This window comes from Azospirillum fermentarium, assembly GCF_025961205.1.
GTDB classification, from domain to species: Bacteria; Pseudomonadota; Alphaproteobacteria; order Azospirillales; family Azospirillaceae; genus Azospirillum; species Azospirillum fermentarium.
Genome location: NZ_JAOQNH010000001.1, coordinates 2898165 through 2916981 on the forward strand (window position 1 = coordinate 2898165; position 18817 = coordinate 2916981).

The window sequence follows — 18817 nt, forward strand, 5'->3', positions numbered from 1 at the left end:
TTTACACCACCGCCCGCACCAGCACGAGGCTGAAGCCGGCGATGAACAGCCACGCCGCCGCCGCCAGAACCAGCGGACGCAGCCCCTTGGCCTTCAGCGCCCGCAGGTCGGTTTCCAGCCCCAGCGCCCCCAGCGCCACCGTCAGCAGCGCCACCGACGCCGCACCCGCCGCCGCCGTCACCGACGCCGGCAGGGGGAACAGGCTGTTGACCAGCACCAGCGCCGCGAAACCGGCGACGAACCACGGGAACGGCGGGCGCGCCGCCCCCTCCTCACCCGCCATCCCGCCGCCGCCACGGGCCAGCCACAGACCCAGCGCCATCACCACCGGGGCCAGCATCACCACCCGCGCCAGCTTGGCGACGGTGCCGATCTCCCCCGCCTCCACGCCGCGCTGATAGGCGGCGGCCACCACCTGCGCCACCTCGTGCACCGACGCGCCGACCCACAGGCCATAGGCCGCCGGGTCCAGCCCCAGAACCGCCGCCGCCAGCGGCAGCAGCACCATGGCCAGCGTGCCGAACAGGGTGACGCAGGCCACCGCATAGGCCACGTCGGCATCGTCGGCCCGCGTGACCGACCGCACCGCCGCCACCGCCGAGGCCCCGCAGATGGAGGTTCCGGCGGCGATCAGCATCCCCACCCCCTGCCCCACCCCCAAGGCCCGGCCCAGCCACAGGGTAAAGAGGAAGGTGCCGCCCAGTGCGGCCGCCAGCACCAGCACACCCCCGCCGCCGATGGCGCCCACCTGGGCCAGCGTCACCTGCGCCCCCAGCAGCACCACCGCCAGCCGCAGCAAGGTGCGCGCCGCCAGCCCGACACCGGGCCGCAGCCGGTTCGGCATTCCCGCAGCCGCGCGCACCCCTACCCCCAGAACAATGGCGAGAATCATCGGGCTGAGAGCGGCCACCCCCAGGGCGTGGCGGGCGCCGAACGCCCCCGCCGCCACCGTTCCGGCCAGCGCCAGCCCCGGCGCCATGCGCCGTCCTGCCGTAAGCACCGTCTCCATAACCACGCTCTTTCCACAGTTTTGTTTTTGCTGGGAAAGAATGTGAAATTACGACCGATCATTCCAACGGATTGTTTTTATGGTTTCGATCATTTTTGGTGATGAAACGAGCGGTCTGGCATCCCCCTACCCCAGCTTGACGTACCCGCGCTTGACCACCCGTTCGGCGGCATCGAACACGGCGGCCATTTCCTCGTACGCCACCCGGGCCTGGGCCAGTTGCTTGATCGCCGCGGGGTCGGGGTGGCGCTGTTCGGCAACGTGGAGCCCCAGCGCGACGTAATCGGCGCGCAGCTCGGCCACCCGCACCGCGACCTTCAGAAATGTTTTTTCATCGAGATGGGGCAACTGCTTGCCGATCACCTCGCAGTTGGCTTCCATGATGGCCGCTTCCATGGTCTGGAGGAACTGCACCACCCGGCGGCGGGTGCCCTCGTCCATCATCTCCGGCGTCAGCAGGGTTTCGCTGTCCCGCGGCTTCTTCTTTCCAATGATGGTGCCACCACCGACCATAAGCGCCCCCTTCACCCGAATGACGCGAGATTTCACCGCATCCTACCACACACGCGGCGGCCATGCTCCGCCGGCCAAACAAAAAGCCGCCCGGCGTGTCCGCCGGACGGCTTTTTGGCTTCGAAACGGTGGCCCGCCTTACTTCTTGGCCTTCAGCGCCGCCAGACGCTCCGACAGGGACGAGGCCGCCGGCTTGCCCGACGCAGCGGCCATGGCGGCGGCGATGTTGGGGTCTTCCTTTTCCGGGTTGGACGGGGTGAGCAGCTTGGCCTTGGCGCTGGCCGCCTCGGCTTCGGCCAGATCCTTGGCGGAGGCGTCCTGCATGGCCTTCAGGGCCACCGACAGGCTGCTGGTGGCGCCGGTCAGGCCGGCGACGCGGCGGGCGGCCTCGGCCTGGCGTTCGGCCACCTCGCGCTGCTGTTCGGCGCGGGCCATGTCGCGGTGAGCGCGGTCGAGGTCGGAGCGGGCGCGCTTCAGCTTGGCCCCGGCCTCGGCATAGTTCTTTTCCAGCATTTCCAGGAAGCTCAGGGCGTCCTCGGCGTCCTTCACCTCCCGCTCCACCTCGGGCGTCATCTCTTCCAGCAGGCCGACGATGGTCTCCAGGCTCTTTTCCAGCGACGCCTTGCGGGCCGGGTCGGTGGCGGCGTCGAGCTGGGCCTGGAGCTGTTCGGCGGCGGCCATGCGCTGGGCCAGCAGCGCCTTGATGGCGTCGGCTTCCTTCTGCTCCTTGTCATAGGACTGACGGGCCTGCGCGACCTCGCGGCCCAGGGAATCCAGATGCTGTTCCATGGTGCGCAGTTCCGCCTCGGTCGCCGACTGGGGATCCCAGCGGACCAGGGCCTCCATGGCGCCCTGCATGGCCTGATCGGTCTTAACGCCCACCAAGTTGCGGATGAAGGTAAACATGGATGGATTTCCTTATGAACGAAGGATCGGGCGCCGGATCGGCTCGCCGCACAGATGGTGTGAGGGGCACCCCCTGTGAAGGGGGGCCGGGGGGTGAAACGTCAGCCGCGCCGCATCAGCCGGCGATGGCCGCCGCGTTGATCAGGGCAACCGCCACCTGCATGCCCGCCAGCACGGCGGCGGAGGCCACGTTGCCCTCTTCGATCTGGCGGTGCAGGCCGCGGATCAGCAGGGTGGCGGCGGCAAAGGCGATGAGCTGGAGCACCAGCGCCACCGCGCCCCACAGGATGATGTCGATCACCATGGCGTTGGTGGCCAGCGTGGCGGCCAGCGGAATGGCCAGCGCGGCGATGGACGCGCCATAGGTCAGTCCGGCGGCGGCGTTCCCCTCCGCCACCAGCCGCCGTTCGTCGAAGGGGGTGATGCGGCTGTACACCGCCACCCCGATCACCAGCAGGACCAGCGTGACCAGCAGTTGGACCAGCAGCACCGGCAGGCCGGAGCCGAGCGCCTGGACAATGGATTCAAAGGTTGTGGGCATGGCGGCGGACCGTTCGTTCGTCAAACAGGGATGTGGATCAGGACAGCGAAAGCTGCGCGGGGTTCACGTCGATGCCGGCGGCGATGTCCACCCACGCCTGCCCGTTCCGTTCCACCACGCTGACCAGGATGTATTCATAAGGCGGGGCCGGTTCGGCGGCACCCGTGGCCGCACCGTACAGCATGGCGTGGTACTGGGTGGTCTCGGTCCCGCGCAGGGTTTTGCGCTCTTCGGACAGGGGGACCGGCTGCACCCGCCGGTCGCCCGGCATCCAGGTGCGGGCATAGAGCTTGCCGTCCTTGGTCTGGAACTCCGGCCAGCCCACCATGCCCTCCGACGGGTCGAGCCAGAAGGCCCACTCGTCGCCGTCCGCCGGGGCCACCTGGTCGATGGGCACGAAATAGCGGCATTCGTCGGGCACGCTGTTGGCGTCCAGATGGATCTGGAAAAAGCCCCCGCCCGGCAGGTACAGCCGGTACAGCGCGGCGTTGCCGGCGGTCAGCGTTCCCACCGCCTCCACCGACACCAGACCGTTGCCGCCGGTGGCGGGGGCGGTCACCTTGGTCGCTCCCTGGGCCAGGATGAAGGGTGTGGGGTCGATGGTCATGGCCATCCCCACCCGGAACAGCGACGGGCGATAGGGCTGGCCGGACAATTTGGAACCGACGTAATTCCCCAGACTGCCGAGCATGGGTTCGGACTCCTGCGGGTTGGATGCGGGGGATGGGGCGGCGGACGCGGCGCGGGCACGGGCACGGATCCGGCGCAGGATGACGATGGCCGCAACGGCCAGGACGACCAGAACAAGAAACGCCACCCAGCCGGATCCGCCGCTCTTGGCCGGGGCCGTGGCGGGCGCGGTCTGACTGTCGCCCGCCTTCGCCACCTCCGCCGGAATGTCGGCGGGCACGCGGCCCGGCTGGCGGGGGGTGCCGGCCTGTTCGGCCACGCGGGCGTCGAGCAGGGCCAGATTCTCGCGCACCTGCGGGTCGCTCTGGGCCACCCGCTCGGCCTCCGTCCGCCATTGGCGGTAGCCGGGGTCGTCGGCGTTGTCGTGGAAGAAGGCGGCGTGCCCCGGCTGGGTCAGGGTGCTGAGCATGAACCACAGGAACACCCCGTCCCAGATGCCGAACCGCCGCGGCCCGTTCATGGCGTAGGCCGGCGGCGTCCAGCCGTACCCGCGGTAGACGTCGGGGTATGGCCGCGGCGCCGGGGCCGGCTGGGCGCTGGGCGTGCGGGGGGGCGACGGGTAGCGGAACCCTCCGCCCGACGAGGACGATCCCCCGAACCACCCGCCGCCCGACGAGGACGGCGCGGATGAAGACGGAGAGGCCGGGGCCGATGGCGCCGACGGGGCCGGGGCGGTGGGAGGGGGCGTGCGGTAACGGTTCAGCGCGTCCGCCGATCCCTGACGGCTGACGGCGCTGTCGCCCGCCGATGCCGGCGGCGGCGCCACGGTGGCCGAGCCGCTGGGGCGGGCATAGCCGCCGCTGGAGGTGGCGTTCCCCGCCGCCGTGCCCTTGCTGCCGTCCGACCACCCGCCGAACAGCGACCCGATGGACGGGGTGCGCGATGGGGCGGCGGACGAGTCGGACGAACCGGAGGACGAGCCGAAGAAGGACGAGGACGGGCGGCCGTACCCGCCGCTGCCGCTGCCTGTGCTGCTGCCCACCGACGGAGTACGCGAGGACGACGGGCGGGAATAGCCCCCCGACGACCGGCCCGACGACGAAGACCGTGCACGGGCCTCCGCCGGGGCGATGGTTTCGACCGCCAACACCGTGGCGGCGCCGACGGCCGCCAGCCGCAGGACCGGAGCCCCGGCCGCGGGTTGCAGCGCCACCAGGGCCGACAGAAAACCAGCCCGCAACCATTTGCCGATGCGCTTCGGCCTCATCCCGACGTCTCCCCCAAAGCCGTGCGCCATCATATTGGGGGATAATCCAAAAAGCGCAACGGCCACGCAAACGGGGCGGGGCGGGCGGACCCCATCGGCCCCGCCCGCCCCGCCCCCCGTTCCTTATATTATCGGCACCGCATCACAGCGGCAGGCCGAGCCGGCGGTCCAGCGAGAAGCGGTCCCCGCCCTTCAGCGCGATGGCCACCGCGGTCAGCCCCCACATCAGCGGGTATTCATAGCCGCCGCTGGTCCAGAAGAAGCCGTTGCCCAGGTGGACCTGGACCACCGCCACCCCCATCAGGGCCGCCACCGCCAGCGCCGCCGGGCGGGTCAGCAGCCCCAGCACCAGCGCCAGGCCGCCGAAGAATTCCACCAGACCGGCCAGCAGGGCAAAGACGATGCCGGGGTGCAGCCCAAGCTGGGTGGCGAAGAACTCGCCCGTGGCGGTCAGCCCATAGCCGCCGAACAGGCCGAACAGCTTCTGCGCCCCGTGGGGCATCAGCAGCAGCCCCGCGGTCACCCGCACCAGCGGATCGCTGAACACGGACAGGCGGTCGATCACGGCAACACGGTCACGCAGGCCGGTGGAGGAGAGGGCGGAGAAGGACATGGCGGTGTTCCTTGGTCTCGGGTTCGGTCTGGAAGTCGGTGGCGGCCGGTGCCGCCGTTGAAAGAACCATACCCGTTCTCTTTCCCCCGATAATCAGCCGCGTTTTCACATGATTGTTCCTTTTCATGAAACAATACCAGGGATGCCGCCCGGCAAACCCTGCCCGCCTGCTTTTGCCGGGGGGGCGGTCCTTGCCCACGGCAAAAAGCACCCGCCCCGTGGCACGGGGGCGGGTGCTTTTTGCCCGTCGGTATTTTTGAACAGGCCCCTTTTTACCAGGGCATGATGATGTCGAAGAGCTGCTGGCCGTAGCGCGGCTGCTGCACGTCGGTGATCTGGCCGCGGCCGCCGTAGGAGATGCGGGCCTCGGCGATCTTTTCATAGGTCACGGTGTTCTGGGCCGTGATGTCCTCGGGCCGGACCACGCCGGTGATCTGCAGGTCGCGCAGCTCGTAATTCACCCGCACCTCCTGCCGGCCCTGGATGACCAGATTGCCGTTGGGGAGCACCTGGGTCACCAGGGCCGCGACCTTCAGGTTGATCTGTTCCTTGCGGTTGACGCCGCCGTTGCCGGTGTTGCTGGTGGAGCTGGTGGCGCTGATCAGATTGGCGCCCGTGGCCTCTTCGGGGAGGATCTTGTTCAGCCCCGCCGCCCCTTCCAGCCCGAAGAAGCCGGGGATGCCGGCGTTTTCGGAGTTGTTGCGCGACCGCGTGGTGGTGTTGTTGATCTGGGCCTTGTCGTCGATGGTGATCGAGACGGTCATGATGTCGCCCACCTTGGCGGCCCGCTGGTCCTTGAAGAACGCCTTGGCCCCCGTCCGCCACAGGGAGTTGGGGTTGCGTTCCGCCGGCACCGGGGTCGGCATGGGCAGGCTGACCGGCTGGTAGTTGGGGTTGGCCTGCGGATCCTGGATGCGGGTCATTTCCGGGGCGCTGCCGATGTCGGACATGCGCGACAGGGCGTTGCAGGCCGGCAGGCCGGCGGCCACGGCGCCCAGCAGCGCCAGACGCAGGACCAGACGGGATGCGGGGGTGCGGGAAGCGGCGGTACCAGTCATGGCGGCGGTGCCCTGATGAGCGGGGATACGGCGGGTGATGGCGGTCATGGGAGCTTTCTCCTCACTGCGTCAGGGCCGGTGTCACGGGCTTTGCCACGGACACGTGATTGGGGCCGGCCACGGTGGCCTCGATGATGCGGTTCGATTGGGTGTTGACGACGCGGATCACGTCGCCGCGCCCGCCGTCCTGCAGGGCCTTGCCCTGGGCGGTGAGCTGGATGGCGTTGGACACCAGGCTGATGGTGACCAGGGCGCCCTTGTCCACCACCCGCGGGGTCTGCACGTCGCGCAGGCGGACCGGCTGGCCCACCGCGATGCCGCGGCGGGGCACCATGCCCACAAGCTGCACTTCGCTGTTGGCGGTGTCGGCGCCGGTCTGGTCGGCGCGCACGTCGGTCATGATGATGTCGTCGGGGCCGATGGTGTCGCCGGGGGCCACGCGGCGGGACAGGACCGGCACCTGCATCACCCCCCACGCCCGGCCCGACACCGGCACCCGCACCGCCGGGCTGGAGCCGGGCACCACGAATTCGGCGGCGAAACGGCCCGACACGGGGGCGAAGAACAGGTTTTCCACCTTCAGCCCCTGCACGCCCTCGCCCCAGGCGCGCACTTCCAGCGCGCGGTTGTCGAATTCCACATGCACCTGCCCGGTGCCGATCTGGGGTTCCAGCGCCCGGGCCATGGCGGCCTCGGCGTGCGCCCCGCCATAGACCACCATGTCGGCGGCGGCGGGGGCGGCCAGCGCCGGGGCCGCGGTAAACGCGCCAACCGGGGCCAGGAACAGCGCAGCGCCGAAAGCCAGGGAGGACATGAAACGGGACATGGCGGATACTCCAGAGACGATGAAAGGTAATCAGGAAGACCGGGGCGCCGTTACCGGAGCTGGGTGGCCGCCTGCATCATTTCGTCGGTGGTCTTGATGACCTTGGAATTCATTTCATAGGCACGCTGGGCGGAAATCAGGGTGGTGATTTCCTGCACGATGTTGACGTTGGAGGTTTCCAGCGCCCCCTGGACCAGCCGCCCGAAACCGGGAGCGCCGGGGTTGCCGCCCACCGCTTCGCCCGATGCCGTGCTTTGCAGGAACAGGTTGTCGCCGATGGCTTCCAGGCCGGCGGCGTTGGCGAAGGTCGAAAGCTGGATCTGGCCGACGTTCTGCTGCGCCACCTGCCCGTCCAGCTTCACCAGCACCTCGCCCGAGGAGTTGATGGCCACGTCGGTGGCTTCCGCCGGCACGGTGATGGCGGGCTGAAGCTGGTAACCGTCGGCGGTGACGATGATGCCCTCGGGCGACAGCTTGAAGTTGCCCGCACGGGTGTAGGCGGTCTCGCCGCTGGGCAGCAGCACCTGGAAATAGCCCGAGCCGTTGACGGCCACGTCCAGCTTGTTGTCGGTGACGGTCAGGTTGCCCTGTTCCAGGATGCGGCCCACGGCGGCCACGCGCACGCCCGCCCCCACCTGCACGCCGGTGGGAACCACCGTGCCGGCGTCGGACGAGGTGGAGCCGATGCGGCGGAAGTTCTGGTACAGCAGATCCTGGAATTCCGCGCGCTGCTTCTTGAAGCCCGTGGTCGTCGCGTTGGCGATGTTGTTGGAGATGGTTTCGACGTTGAGCTGCTGGGCCAGCATTCCGGTGGCGCCGATGGCGAGGCTGCGCATGGTCTTGGTTCCCTTCCTACCCGGAGTTGACGACGACGGACGGTCAGACCGCGCGGCCCATGCGCTGGATCATGGTGCGGATGCGTTCGTGTTCGGTGTCGATCATCTTCTGGGCCTGTCCGTATTGCCGCATCACCTCGATCATGGAGGTCATTTCCACGACCGGCTTGACGTTGGAATTCTCAAGCATTCCCTGTGCCACTTTGGTGTCGGGGCCGATGGGCTTGGGTTCCTCGTCGGTGACGTACAGGCCGCCGCCGGCCTCGGTCATCAACTGTTCCTTGTCGAAACGCACCAGATTGAGCCGGGCCACGTCGCCCAGCTCGGTGCGCACGGTGCCGTCGCCGCGGACCTCGATGTTCCTCACCCCCGCGGGGATGGTGATCGGCTGGCCGTTGTCGCCCAGCACCGGCAGGCCGTTGACGTCCACAAGCTGCCGGGTCTCGTTCATCGAGAAGTTGCCGTTGCGGGTGTAGCGGCGCCCGCTCATGGTATCGACGGTGAAATAGCCGGGGCCGGTCAGGCCCAGATCCAGCGGGTTGTTGGTGGACGCCAGCATGCCCGGCGTCAGATCCCGCACCACCGCCCGGTCCTGGACGAAGCTGGCCTGCTCGTGCATCCCGGGCCGTTCCAGGAATTCGGTGAACAGCATGCGCTGCTGCTTGAAGCCGGTGGTGTTCATGTTGGCGATGTTGTTGGCGATGGTGTCCATCTGCCGGCGCAGCGCGGATTGACGGGACAGGGAGATGTAGATCGAATTTTCCATCGTACGGCCTCTTCGTCCTGCTCTTCGTCCATGGTGTGCGCCGGGGTGGCGCCGGTGGAAAAGGCATTGCACAGGGCGTGCCAAATGCCGGGCGGCATCGGAAACCACCGGAACATGGGCAGGACGGGGCGGCCACCCCCACGAGACCGGGGGGTGTCGGCAGCTTTTGCCGGGCAAGGGCCGCCCTGGGGCGGGATCGGCACCGGAAAGCCGGGCCGATCTTGCCGGGTATGGCGCGGCAGCACGGGGGCGTTCCCGCCCCCGGCTGTCACCGGGTGCGGGCCTTGAGGCCCGGAAACGGGCGGCCGCGGGCAAACCGCCGGACAGCCCGGGGCCGGCAGCGGTTTTCCAGCGGTGCCCGGTTCAAGAACCGTGCCGGAAAAGGTGGCGATCGGGGGCATAAGGCTTTATTAACTATCATCTGGGTACGGTGGCCACCGTCGGTCCAAAGCCGGCCGCCGTGATGGGCATGACGGGTGCGAGGACGGGTTTTTCATGACAGCCGAAGCAGAAGGCGACGTTGGCGAGGGCCTCCCGCGGAAGAAATTCAGCGGCAAGAAGCTGGTGCTGTTCGTCGTCCTGCCGCTGGTGCTGCTGATCGGGGCCGGGGCCGGGCTTTATTTCTCCGGCATCCTCAATTCGCTGCTCGGCCACAAGGAGGAGGAGGAGGCGCCGCCCCCCAGCGAGCAGCCCCCGCCCGAGGAGCACGCCGGCCCGCCGATCTTCTACGACCTGCCCGACATGCTGGTGAACCTGAACGCCGCCGGCAAGCGCCCGGCGTTCCTGAAGATCCGCATTTCGATCCAGGTGGCCAAGCAGGAGGACATCCCGTCCATCGAGCACGTGCTGCCGCGCATCGTCGATAATTTTCAGGTTTACCTGCGCGAGCTGCGGCTGGAAGATCTGAGGGGATCGGCCGGCATGTACCGGCTGCGCCAGGAGCTGCTGCTGCGGATTTCCGCCGCCGCGTTCCCGGTCAAGGTCAAGGACGTTCTGTTCCGCGAGATGCTGGTTCAGTAACGGGGACGCGCCATGAGCAACACCGAGGAGCTGAGCGAGGACGAACGTCTTGCCGCGGAATGGGCCGCACTGGCCGAGGAAGGGGCCGGCGGCGACATGGGCGACATGGGCGGGGGCGGCGACGGCGGCTCCACCCGCGTTCTGAACCAGGACGAAATCGACAGCCTGCTGGGCTTCGACCAGGGCGGGGCCGGCGACAGCGACAATTCCGGCATCATAGCACTGGTCAATTCGGCGCTCGTCAACTACGAACGCCTGCCGATGCTGGAGGTGGTCTTCGACCGCCTCGTCCGCATGATGTCCACGTCCCTGCGCAACTTCACCTCGGACAACGTGGAAGTCTCGCTGGACCAGATCTCCTCGGTGCGTTTCGGCGACTACCTCAACTCGATCCCCCTGCCCGCCATGCTGTCGGTGTTCAAGGCGGAGGAATGGGACAACTACGGCCTGATGGTCGTGGATTCGGCGCTGATCTATTCCATCGTGGACGTGCTGCTGGGCGGGCGGCGCGGCACGGCGGCCATGCGCATCGAGGGGCGGCCCTACACCACCATCGAACGCAATCTGGTCGAACGCATGGTGCACGTGGTGCTGTCGGACCTGTCGGCGGCGTTCGACCCGCTGTCGCCCGTCACGTTCCGTTTCGACCGGCTGGAAACCAACCCGCGTTTCGCCACCATCGCCCGGCCCGCCAACGCCGCCGTGCTGGTCAAGCTGCGCATCGACATGGAGGACCGCGGCGGGCGCCTGGAGCTGATGATCCCGTACGCGACGCTGGAGCCGGTGCGCGAGCTGCTGCTCCAGATGTTCATGGGTGAAAAGTTCGGCCGCGACTCGATCTGGGAAACCCACCTCGCCTCGGAATTGCTGGTCACCGACGTGGACATATCGGCGGTGCTGGACGAGGTGACGATGACGCTGCACGATGTGCTGAACTGGCGTGTCGGCACCCGCATCCTGTTGAACGCCACGCCCGACGGTGCCATCGAGCTTCGCTGCGGCGACGTGTCGATGTTCCAGGGACGGATGGGGCGCAAGGGCGGCCACATCGCCGTCAAGATCGAAAAGGAACTGCCCAAGCAGGAGGTTATGCGGCTATGAGTCCGACGCTGACTTTGGCGCTCGACCTTCTGATGGTGATCCTGCTGGTCGCCACCATCGTCTACGCCATCATCCTCAACCGCCAGATCGTCCGCCTGCGCGAAAGCCGGGGCGAGATGATCGAGCTGGTCAAGGGCCTGAACGAGGCCATGGCCAAGGCCGACGCCAGCGTGCGCGGGCTGAAGCGCACCGCCAGCGAAAGCGGGGAATCGCTCCAGCGCACCATCGACAAGGCCGCCGGCCTGCGCGACGAATTGCAGTTCATGATCGAGGCCGCCAACACCCTGGCCGACCGGCTGAGCGGCCAGACCGATGCCGTCCGCGCCGTGTCGCGCAGCGCCGGCGAGCCCGGCCTGGGCGACCGCGGCGGGCTCGACCGCGGCGGGCTGGGTGAGCGGGGACTGGGTGAGCGGGGACTGGGCGACCGCGGTCTGGGTGACCGGAGCAGCCTGGGCGAGCGGGGGCTGGGCGAGCGGGGGCTGGGCGAGCGGGGGGGCAGCAACGGCCTGAGCACCCCGCGGTCCGTGCGTCCGTCCGGCGGCGGTGGCCTGGGCGGCGGCAGCGGCCTGGGAGGCGGCGGCACCGGCGGTGGGGGTTTGGGCGGCGGCGGCCTGGGCGGCGGCCCGCGCCCGGCGGCCATGGCGGCCCTGCGCCCCCTGCTGGACGAGGATGCGCACGGCGACGACGACGCCCTGCCCCCCCTGGTCCGGCGGACCACGGGCGGTGGCACCGAGTCGGGCTATGGCGGCGGCGAACGGGTGCGCGAGGGGGAGGAAAACCTGTCCCGCGCCGAACGCGAACTGCTGCGCGCCATCGAAAACCGGCGCTGAGACCGGATCGGAAGACGGGGAAAACGGCGACTCGGGGCACTGCGGGGCCACACTGTTGCCGTTTCGATACACCCCTAATGCCATGCATTTGAGTTAATCGGTTCTTTATGGTTCGCACGCACACTGACCGTACAGTGAGCGTCCGACCCGCGCTATCGAGGCACCCGCCATGACCTATCCCGGCACGACCAACCAGGGATCGCCCAATCCGGGACAGCCGGCGGCCACCCGCTCCACCTCGGCCAAGACCACGGCGCGCGCCGCCGGTCCGGTGACCGCCTCCCTGCCCGCTCCCCGCGCGGCGGCCCCGGCGGCGGCGCCCAAGCGTGCGGCCCCCAAGAACACCGCCAAGGAACGGGCACCCAAGAAGGAAAAGGCGCCGTCGGTGCCGCTGGGCGAGCGGCTGAAGGGCTGGTTCAACGCCCTGCGCCCGCGGGTTCTGCCGATCATGATCTTCATGGCGGTGCTGATGCTGGGGTTGCGGGTGGGCGACCTGTGGCGGCTGGTGATGCGCGATTCCCAGATGCCGGAATTCCCCACCAGCATGGCCCAATCACCCCAGAAGCCCGGCGAGGACAAAGCCGCCGCCGGGGCCAACGGCGCCAACAAGGGCGGCGCCACGGCGCCGAAGGCCGAGGCCGCCCGCGGCGAGCAGGCCCCCGCCGCCGAACGCACCGCGGGTCAGGCGGTGCCGGCCTACAACACCGCCTCCCTGGGGCCGTCGGGTGAGCGGACCGGCCCCACCGACCCGGAAATCCTTCAGCACTACGCCGAGCGCCGCGCCGAACTGGACCGCCGCGCGCGCGAGATCGACCAGCGTCAGGCGCTGCTGGAAGCGGCGGAAAAGCGCATCGACCAGAAGCTGCAGGAGCTGGACAAGGTCCGGTCCGACATCCAGAAGCTGCTGAAGACCGGCGACGAACAGCAGTCGGCCCAGGTGGAAAGCCTGGTGAAGATCTATGAGACCATGAAGCCGAAGGAAGCGGCCCGCATCTTCGAGGAAATGGACATGCCGATCCTGCTGAGCGTGATCCAGAAGATGAAGGAAACCAAAACCGCCCCGATCCTGGCGGCCATGGAGCCGGTGAAGGCCAAGGAAGTCACCGCCGCCCTGATGGAACGCAAGACCCTGCCGCAAGCGCCGCAGTAAACCGGACAGCCCCTCGCCCCACCGGGGGGAGGGGGAATACCCCCCTACACCGCCAGATAGGCCCGCCGCGTTTCCCCATCGGCCATCAGATCCGCCATCGGCCCGATGTGCCGCACATTCCCCGTTGCGATCACCACGGCGCGGTCGGCCACCAGCCCGGCAAAGGGCAGGCTCTGTTCGCACAGCAGCACCGCCAGCCCCTCGCGCTTCACGGTGGCGATGGCCTCCGCCATCATCTCCACGATGCGGGGGGCCAGCCCCTCCGACGGTTCATCCAGCAGGATCAGGCGCGGGTTGCCCATCAGGGTGCGGGCGATGGTCAGCATCTGCTGCTCGCCGCCGCTCATGCGCCCGCCGGGGCGGTGGCGCATCTCGGCCAGATTGGGGAACAGGTCGAACAGCCGCTCGGCGGTCCAGGCCGGCGCGTCCGCCCGCGGCGGGCGGCGCCCCACCTCCAGGTTTTCCAGCACGGTCAGACCGGCGAAGACACGCCGGTCTTCGGGCACATACCCCAGCCCCAGCCGGGCGATGCGGTGGGGGGGCAGGCGTGACGTATCCTGGCCGGCAAAGGTCACGCGCCCGCGGCGGTTCTCCACCAAACCCATGATGGCGCGCAGCGTCGTGGATTTGCCCGCACCGTTGCGGCCCATCAGCGCCACCACCTCCCCCGCCGCCACCGACAGGGAGACGCCGTGCAGGATGTGGGCACGGCCGTAGAAGGCGTGGAGATCCTCCACCGTCAGCAACGGCTCGGTGCTCATGGCTTACCTCCGCCGAACAGGGCACCGGAGCCGAGATAGACCGCCTGCACCTGGGGATCGGCACGCACGGCGGCGGGGGAGCCCTCGGCGATCAGCGCGCCCTGGTGCATGACGATGATGCGGTGGGCGTGGGCGAACACCGCGTCCATGTCGTGCTCGGTGAACAGCACCGCCACCCCCTGCTCCCGCGCCACGCCGGCGGTCAGGTGCATCAGCGCCTCCCGCTCCGCCGGGGCCATGCCGGCGGCGGGTTCGTCCATCAGCAGCAGTTTCGGCCCGTTGGCCAGCGCCAGCGCCAGTTCCAGCCGCTTGAGGTCGCCATAGGCCAGCACCGCCGCCGGGCGATCGGCTTGGCCCCCCATGCCCACCCGCGCCAGCAGGTCCATCGCCTCGTCCCGGTACAGCCGGGCCGCCGGGCGCCACCAGCCCAGCAGGCGGCGGTGATGGGACAGCAGCGCCGTCTGCACGTTCTCCGCCACCGTCATGCCGGCAAAGGTGGCGGTGATCTGAAAGGTGCGCCCCACCCCCAGCCGCCACACCGCCCGCGGCGGCAGCCCGGCGATCTCGCGGCCCAGGAGCCGCACCGACCCGGCGTCGGGCCGCACCTGCCCGTTCAGCATGTTGAAGCAGGTGGATTTCCCCGCCCCGTTCGGGCCGATCAGCGCCAGCATCTCCCCGGCGGCCAGCGTGAAGGACACGCCGCGCACCGCCTGCACCCCGCCGTACGCCTTGGCCAGCCCGGACACCGCCAGCACGGTCATGACTCGTGGCTCCGGCCGAAACGGCGGGTCAGGGCGCCGACGATGCCCTGGGGGAAGGCCAGCACCAGCACGATGATGATGCCCCCCAGCACCGCGCGCCAATAGGGAACGTGACGCAGCATCTCCGTCTCCAGCCCGTGGAACACCACCGCTCCCACCAGCGGCCCGGCCAGCGTCTGCACCCCGCCCAGCAGCACCATCACCAGCCCGTCCACCGAGGTCGGGATGTCGAGGTGGGTGGGAAACACGCTGCCCTTGGCAAAGGCGTCCAGGCCGCCGGCCAGCCCGGCGAAGGCCCCGGCGGCGGTGAAGGCCACCCACTGGTTCCGCCGCACGTCGATGCCCAGCGCCTCCGCCCGCAGCGGGGAATCGCGCCCGGCCCTGAGCGCCCAGCCGAACGGCGCGAACACCACCCGCCGCAGCGCCACCACCCCGGCCACCACCAGCACCAGCGTCAGTTCGTAATAGGCCCAGCGCGCCGCGAACGGTCCCGACGGCCATACCCCCAAAACGCCGTTGTCGCCGCCGGTAACCGCCGTCCACTGGAACGCCACCGACCACAGGATCTGCGCGAAGGCCAGCGTCAGCATGGCCAGATATACCCCCGACAGCCGGACGCAGAACCACCCGGCCACCAGCGCCCCCGCGGCGGCCAGCAGCGGCGCCGCCGGCAGACCGGCGCCCAGCCCCAGCCCGGCGTGCCTGACCACCAGGGCGGCGGCATAGGCCCCCAGCCCGAACCACGCCGCGTGCCCGAACGACACCATGCCCCCCGGCCCCATCAGCAGGTGCAGGCTGGCCGCGAACAGCACCAGGATCAGGGTTTCGGTCAGCACCACCAGCGCGTAATCCCCGGCCACCAGCGGCACGCACGCCAGCGCGGCCACGGCCCCCACGGCCATCCACCCGGCCCATGGGGGTGCGGGGCGCAGCACCGGTCCGGCCTCCCCCCCGCGCGCCTCCACCGGCGGGCGGCCCAGCAGGCCATAGGGGCGCAGCACCAGCACCACCGCCATCACCAGGAACACCAGAACCAGCGTGATTTCCGGGAAGATCAGGATGCCGAACGCCTGCAGCTGCCCGATCAGAAGCGCGGCGAGAAAGGCGCCGCCCACACTGCCCAAGCCGCCGACCACGACCACGACGAAGGCGTCCACCACCATGGTCATGTCCATGTGCAGGTTGACCGAGCCGCGGGGGATCTGCAGCGCCCCCCCCAGCCCGGCCAGCAGGCAGCCCAGGAACAGCACGGCGGTGAACAGGTGCGACGGGTTCACGCCCAGCGCCGCGGTCATTTCGCGGTCCTCGGTCGCCGCGCGCACCAGCACGCCCAAACGGGTCTTGTGGAACAGCAGCCACAGGCCGGCGAACACCACCGGCCCCAGCGCCATCAGGAACAGGTCGTAGAGCGGCACCGGCTGTCCCCACAGCCGCACCCGCCCGGTCAGCCCCGGTGCCCGCGGCCCCAGCAGGTCTTCCGGCCCCCAAAGCGCCAGCACCGCATCCTGCACCACCAGCACCACGCCGAAGGTGGCCAGCAACTGGAACAGTTCCGGCGAGCGGTAGAGCCGGCGCAGCAGCCCCCGCTCCATCACCGCCCCCAAGGCACCCGCGGCCACCGCCCCGGCGGCGATGCCGCCCCAGAAGCCGGCGGCACTTTCCACCGTCAGCGCCACCCAGCACGCCACATAGGCCCCGATCATGTAAAAGGAGCCGTGGGCGAAGTTCACGATGCGGGTGACGCCGAAGATGATCGACAGGCCCGACGCCACCAGAAACAGCGACGACGCCTGGGCCAGCCCGCTCAGGAACTGGGACAGGAGGAAGCCCACCCCTCCGGCCCCTTATTCCGCCGGGCGGAGCGTGGCGGCCTCGGCCTCCGGCGGCAGGAAGGCGGCGCCGTCGGCGTAGCGCCAATCGACCATGGTGCCGACCCCGTTCTTGACCGCCGTGGTGCCGACGAAGGCGCCCATGGTCGATTGATGGTCGGCGGCGCGGTAGGAGATGATCCCGAACGGGCTTTCGACGCTCAGGCCCTTCATGGCGTCCAGCAGGGCCGGCGTATCGGTCGATCCGGCCTTGGCGATGGCGGCGGCGATGGTCTTCACGGCGGTGTAGCCCACCACCGAGCCCAGCCGGGGGAAGTCGTTGTATTTGTTCCGGTAGGCGGTGAGGAAGCCCACATGCTCCGCCGTCTTCACCTGATCCCACGGATAGCCGGTGACGATCCAGCCTTCCGGCGCCTCGTCCTTCAGCGGCACCAGATATTCCGGCTCCCCGGTCAGCAGGCTGACCACGGCGCGCCCGTCGAACAGGCCGCGGGTGGTGCCCTCGCGCACGAACTTCGCCAGATCGGGGCCGAAGGTGACGTTGAAGATGGCGTCGGGCTTGGCGGCGGCCAGCGCCTGCACCGTCGCGCCGGCGTCGATCTTGCCCTGGGCCGGCCATTGCTCGGCGACGAATTCCACGTCGGGGCGCTTGGCCTTGAGCTTTTCCTTGAAGGCGGCGACGGCGGCCTGCCCGTATTCGTAATTGGGGGCGACGGTGGCCCAGCGGCGGGCTGACAGCCTGGCCGCATCCTCCACCAGCATCCCCGCCTGCATCGCCGTGCCGGGGCGCAGGCGGAAGGTGTAGGGGTTGCCCTTGGCCCAGATGATGGCGTCGGTCAGCGGCTCGGCGGCCAGGAACAGCACCTTGTTGCGCGCGGCCACATCGGCCACCGCCAGCCCGATGTGGGAGAAGTAGGTGCCGGTGAGCAGCGCCACCTTTTCATTGGCGATCAGCTCGTTGGCGGTGCGCACCGCGTCTTCGGGCTTGCCGCCGTCATCGCGGGAGACCACCTCCAGCATCCGCCCGCCCAGCAGGCCGCCGGCGGCGTTGATCTCCGCCACCGCCAGCTCCCAGCCCTGACGGTAGGGGATGGTGAAGGCCGGCAGGCCGGTGTAGCTGTTGATCTCGCCGATGCGGATGGGGTCGGCGGCCAGCGCCGGCGCGGCGGCGGCCAGCGTGACGGCCAGCGCCGCGCGGAACCCCTGGATCGACAGGCGGGACAGAATCGACATGACGGACAGATCCCCCAATGCAGGCCGGCAAACGCTTCGGCATCTCATGGGGGGAATTCTGATACCCGCCACCGAACGCGGGCGCAACAGATGGTCCGTGATGCGCCCAAGAAAAAAGCCCCGGCTTCGTCCGGGGCTTCTTCATCAATCGTCGCGCTGGGTGCGTTCCATCCGCTCGTGCCGTTCCTGGGCTTCCAGGGACAGGGTGGCGATGGGGCGGGCGTCGAGGCGGCGGACGCCGATCGGCTCCCCCGTTTCCTCGCAATAGCCGTAGACGCCATCGGCGATTCGCTGCAGCGCCTCGTCGATCTTGGCGATCAGCTTGCGCTCGCGGTCGCGGGTGCGCAGTTCCAGCGCCCGGTCGGTTTCCGCCGACGCGCGGTCGGCGATGTCCGGTTCCAGAATGCCGCCTTCGGACAGGCTTTGCAGGGTCTCGTTGGACTCGGCGAGGAGATCGGCACGCCACCGCAGCAGCTTTTGCCGGAAATACTCCCGCATCACCGGGTTCATGAACTCCTCGTCTTCCGACGGCTGGTAGTCTTTGGGCAGAAGCGACGACATCCGAGGAAATCCCGATCTTTAGGGGTCTTCGTAGCGGGGCGGAGTATAGGTATCCCAAAGCGTCGCCGCAACCCTGCGCGTCATGCTGCGGTGCCGAACAAGCCCTTGGCGGCAGACGGGAATCGGCGCTCCGGCCCGGTTCAGACGTTCTGCTGCAGCTTGGCCAGTTCCACCTGCGCGCGCAGGTCGATCTCGTCGAGCACCTCCGCCAGCTTGGGATCGTCCACCTGAACCTTGCGGGAGTTGACCACGCGGGCCAACTCGACCAGCTTTTGCGACGGCAGCGTCCCGGCCAGCAGGCCGTGCTGGATCTCCTCCAGCTTGTCGAGCATTTCCTTGGCGCGCATCTTGCCGCGCGAGGCCCGCGCGGTGGCGTCGTCCACCTCCTGCGCGGCGAGCACACTGGCGACATGGGCGACTCCGCCCAGCGGCGCCGTGGCGCCCGGCCCCTGGACCGAGGAGCCGTCACCGCTGAGCTGCTTGGCAAAACCGCTGCCGGCCGTGCCATCCGTCTTGCCGGTGCGGCGGACCGAACCGCCGCCGCGTACAGAACCGGAGCCTTCTACTTTCATGGCCTGACCAACCGTATGATGCCAAAGGAAACGC

Annotated in this window: 20 protein-coding genes; 4 read left to right on the forward strand and 16 right to left on the reverse strand. The window is 69.3% G+C overall.

Translation table 11 applies throughout. The annotated features are described in order from the left end of the window. Window position 1 precedes the first annotated feature (1 nt). The 10 genes from M2352_RS13540 to flgF all read right to left on the reverse strand — a co-directional run bounded on the left by M2352_RS13540 (window position 2) and on the right by flgF (window position 8965). Complete coding sequence (locus M2352_RS13540) at window positions 2–1009, reverse strand: YeiH family protein (protein WP_264665002.1); 1008 nt, start codon at window positions 1007–1009, stop codon at window positions 2–4. A gap of 126 nt (window positions 1010–1135) precedes the next feature. After that, complete coding sequence (locus tag M2352_RS13545) at window positions 1136–1522, reverse strand: hypothetical protein (RefSeq protein ID WP_264665003.1); 387 nt, start codon at window positions 1520–1522, stop codon at window positions 1136–1138. A 138-nt stretch (window positions 1523–1660) separates the two neighbouring features. Beyond that, window positions 1661–2428 (reverse strand): hypothetical protein, encoded by a 768-nt coding sequence (locus M2352_RS13550; RefSeq protein WP_264665004.1) that lies wholly within the window; start codon window positions 2426–2428, stop codon window positions 1661–1663. A 115-nt stretch (window positions 2429–2543) separates the two neighbouring features. Then, window positions 2544–2969 carry a DUF350 domain-containing protein gene (locus M2352_RS13555; RefSeq protein WP_264665005.1) on the reverse strand — a complete coding sequence of 142 codons (426 nt, stop codon included), beginning with the start codon at window positions 2967–2969 and terminating at the stop codon, window positions 2544–2546. Between the two features lie 37 nt (window positions 2970–3006). Beyond that, a complete protein-coding gene (locus M2352_RS13560; RefSeq protein WP_264665006.1) occupies window positions 3007–4866 on the reverse strand; it encodes a YjfK family protein in 1860 nt (619 codons plus the stop codon). 142 nt (window positions 4867–5008) lie between these two features. Further along, window positions 5009–5479, reverse strand: a complete 471-nt coding sequence (locus tag M2352_RS13565) for a DoxX family protein (protein WP_264665007.1) — start codon at window positions 5477–5479, stop codon at window positions 5009–5011. Between the two features lie 272 nt (window positions 5480–5751). Continuing rightward, window positions 5752–6537 carry a flagellar basal body L-ring protein FlgH gene (gene flgH / locus M2352_RS13570; protein WP_264665366.1) on the reverse strand — a complete coding sequence of 262 codons (786 nt, stop codon included), beginning with the start codon at window positions 6535–6537 and terminating at the stop codon, window positions 5752–5754. Between the two features lie 61 nt (window positions 6538–6598). Further along, window positions 6599–7363, reverse strand: a complete 765-nt coding sequence (gene flgA, locus M2352_RS13575) for a flagellar basal body P-ring formation chaperone FlgA (protein ID WP_264665008.1) — start codon at window positions 7361–7363, stop codon at window positions 6599–6601. A gap of 50 nt (window positions 7364–7413) precedes the next feature. After that, window positions 7414–8199 (reverse strand): flagellar basal-body rod protein FlgG, encoded by a 786-nt coding sequence (flgG, locus tag M2352_RS13580; RefSeq protein ID WP_264665009.1) that lies wholly within the window; start codon window positions 8197–8199, stop codon window positions 7414–7416. A 43-nt stretch (window positions 8200–8242) separates the two neighbouring features. Continuing rightward, window positions 8243–8965, reverse strand: a complete 723-nt coding sequence (gene flgF, locus M2352_RS13585) for a flagellar basal-body rod protein FlgF (protein WP_264665010.1) — start codon at window positions 8963–8965, stop codon at window positions 8243–8245. A 495-nt stretch (window positions 8966–9460) separates the two neighbouring features. Between flgF and M2352_RS13590 the strand changes: the two genes are divergently transcribed. The 4 genes from M2352_RS13590 to M2352_RS13605 all read left to right on the forward strand — a co-directional run bounded on the left by M2352_RS13590 (window position 9461) and on the right by M2352_RS13605 (window position 13066). Then, window positions 9461–9985: a flagellar basal body-associated FliL family protein gene (locus tag M2352_RS13590; protein ID WP_264665011.1), complete on the forward strand. Its 525-nt coding sequence runs from the start codon at window positions 9461–9463 to the stop codon at window positions 9983–9985. Between the two features lie 12 nt (window positions 9986–9997). Beyond that, the gene (gene fliM, locus M2352_RS13595) at window positions 9998–11086 is read left to right on the forward strand and encodes a flagellar motor switch protein FliM (RefSeq protein ID WP_264665012.1); all 1089 of its coding nucleotides are present in this window, start codon (window positions 9998–10000) and stop codon (window positions 11084–11086) included. After that, the gene (locus M2352_RS13600) at window positions 11083–11916 is read left to right on the forward strand and encodes a DUF6468 domain-containing protein (RefSeq protein WP_264665013.1); all 834 of its coding nucleotides are present in this window, start codon (window positions 11083–11085) and stop codon (window positions 11914–11916) included. The genes fliM and M2352_RS13600 overlap by 4 nt, the downstream gene beginning before the upstream one ends. A gap of 169 nt (window positions 11917–12085) precedes the next feature. Next, the gene (locus M2352_RS13605) at window positions 12086–13066 is read left to right on the forward strand and encodes a MotE family protein (protein ID WP_264665014.1); all 981 of its coding nucleotides are present in this window, start codon (window positions 12086–12088) and stop codon (window positions 13064–13066) included. 44 nt (window positions 13067–13110) lie between these two features. On the opposite strand, the gene M2352_RS13610 is transcribed toward M2352_RS13605, so the two are convergent. The 6 genes from M2352_RS13610 to M2352_RS13635 all read right to left on the reverse strand — a co-directional run bounded on the left by M2352_RS13610 (window position 13111) and on the right by M2352_RS13635 (window position 18783). After that, complete coding sequence (locus M2352_RS13610; protein ID WP_264665015.1) at window positions 13111–13827, reverse strand: ABC transporter ATP-binding protein; 717 nt, start codon at window positions 13825–13827, stop codon at window positions 13111–13113. Beyond that, complete coding sequence (locus M2352_RS13615) at window positions 13824–14588, reverse strand: ABC transporter ATP-binding protein (protein WP_264665016.1); 765 nt, start codon at window positions 14586–14588, stop codon at window positions 13824–13826. Before M2352_RS13615 ends, M2352_RS13610 begins: the two co-directional genes overlap by 4 nt. Further along, window positions 14585–16420 (reverse strand): ABC transporter permease, encoded by a 1836-nt coding sequence (locus M2352_RS13620; RefSeq protein WP_264665017.1) that lies wholly within the window; start codon window positions 16418–16420, stop codon window positions 14585–14587. Before M2352_RS13620 ends, M2352_RS13615 begins: the two co-directional genes overlap by 4 nt. 12 nt (window positions 16421–16432) lie before the next feature. Continuing rightward, a complete protein-coding gene (locus tag M2352_RS13625; protein ID WP_264665018.1) occupies window positions 16433–17650 on the reverse strand; it encodes an ABC transporter substrate-binding protein in 1218 nt (405 codons plus the stop codon). A gap of 144 nt (window positions 17651–17794) precedes the next feature. Then, window positions 17795–18211 carry an RNA polymerase-binding protein DksA gene (gene dksA, locus M2352_RS13630; protein ID WP_264665019.1) on the reverse strand — a complete coding sequence of 139 codons (417 nt, stop codon included), beginning with the start codon at window positions 18209–18211 and terminating at the stop codon, window positions 17795–17797. 140 nt (window positions 18212–18351) lie between these two features. After that, window positions 18352–18783: a flagellar assembly protein FliX gene (locus M2352_RS13635; protein WP_264665020.1), complete on the reverse strand. Its 432-nt coding sequence runs from the start codon at window positions 18781–18783 to the stop codon at window positions 18352–18354. Window positions 18784–18817: the final 34 nt, after the last annotated feature.

What these genes read in the sequence shown, in the direction of transcription:
- M2352_RS13540 (WP_264665002.1), bottom strand. Translation starts at nt 1,009, where the DNA reads ATGGAGACGGTGCTTACGGCAGGACGGCGCATGGCGCCGGGGCTGGCG.
- M2352_RS13545 (WP_264665003.1), bottom strand. Translation starts at nt 1,522, where the DNA reads ATGGTCGGTGGTGGCACCATCATTGGAAAGAAGAAGCCGCGGGACAGC.
- M2352_RS13550 (WP_264665004.1), bottom strand. Translation starts at nt 2,428, where the DNA reads ATGTTTACCTTCATCCGCAACTTGGTGGGCGTTAAGACCGATCAGGCC.
- M2352_RS13555 (WP_264665005.1), bottom strand. Translation starts at nt 2,969, where the DNA reads ATGCCCACAACCTTTGAATCCATTGTCCAGGCGCTCGGCTCCGGCCTG.
- M2352_RS13560 (WP_264665006.1), bottom strand. Translation starts at nt 4,866, where the DNA reads ATGAGGCCGAAGCGCATCGGCAAATGGTTGCGGGCTGGTTTTCTGTCG.
- M2352_RS13565 (WP_264665007.1), bottom strand. Translation starts at nt 5,479, where the DNA reads ATGTCCTTCTCCGCCCTCTCCTCCACCGGCCTGCGTGACCGTGTTGCC.
- flgH (WP_264665366.1), bottom strand. Translation starts at nt 6,537, where the DNA reads ATGACTGGTACCGCCGCTTCCCGCACCCCCGCATCCCGTCTGGTCCTG.
- flgA (WP_264665008.1), bottom strand. Translation starts at nt 7,363, where the DNA reads ATGTCCCGTTTCATGTCCTCCCTGGCTTTCGGCGCTGCGCTGTTCCTG.
- flgG (WP_264665009.1), bottom strand. Translation starts at nt 8,199, where the DNA reads ATGCGCAGCCTCGCCATCGGCGCCACCGGAATGCTGGCCCAGCAGCTC.
- flgF (WP_264665010.1), bottom strand. Translation starts at nt 8,965, where the DNA reads ATGGAAAATTCGATCTACATCTCCCTGTCCCGTCAATCCGCGCTGCGC.
- M2352_RS13590 (WP_264665011.1), top strand. Translation starts at nt 9,461, where the DNA reads ATGACAGCCGAAGCAGAAGGCGACGTTGGCGAGGGCCTCCCGCGGAAG.
- fliM (WP_264665012.1), top strand. Translation starts at nt 9,998, where the DNA reads ATGAGCAACACCGAGGAGCTGAGCGAGGACGAACGTCTTGCCGCGGAA.
- M2352_RS13600 (WP_264665013.1), top strand. Translation starts at nt 11,083, where the DNA reads ATGAGTCCGACGCTGACTTTGGCGCTCGACCTTCTGATGGTGATCCTG.
- M2352_RS13605 (WP_264665014.1), top strand. Translation starts at nt 12,086, where the DNA reads ATGACCTATCCCGGCACGACCAACCAGGGATCGCCCAATCCGGGACAG.
- M2352_RS13610 (WP_264665015.1), bottom strand. Translation starts at nt 13,827, where the DNA reads ATGAGCACCGAGCCGTTGCTGACGGTGGAGGATCTCCACGCCTTCTAC.
- M2352_RS13615 (WP_264665016.1), bottom strand. Translation starts at nt 14,588, where the DNA reads ATGACCGTGCTGGCGGTGTCCGGGCTGGCCAAGGCGTACGGCGGGGTG.
- M2352_RS13625 (WP_264665018.1), bottom strand. Translation starts at nt 17,650, where the DNA reads ATGTCGATTCTGTCCCGCCTGTCGATCCAGGGGTTCCGCGCGGCGCTG.
- dksA (WP_264665019.1), bottom strand. Translation starts at nt 18,211, where the DNA reads ATGTCGTCGCTTCTGCCCAAAGACTACCAGCCGTCGGAAGACGAGGAG.
- M2352_RS13635 (WP_264665020.1), bottom strand. Translation starts at nt 18,783, where the DNA reads ATGAAAGTAGAAGGCTCCGGTTCTGTACGCGGCGGCGGTTCGGTCCGC.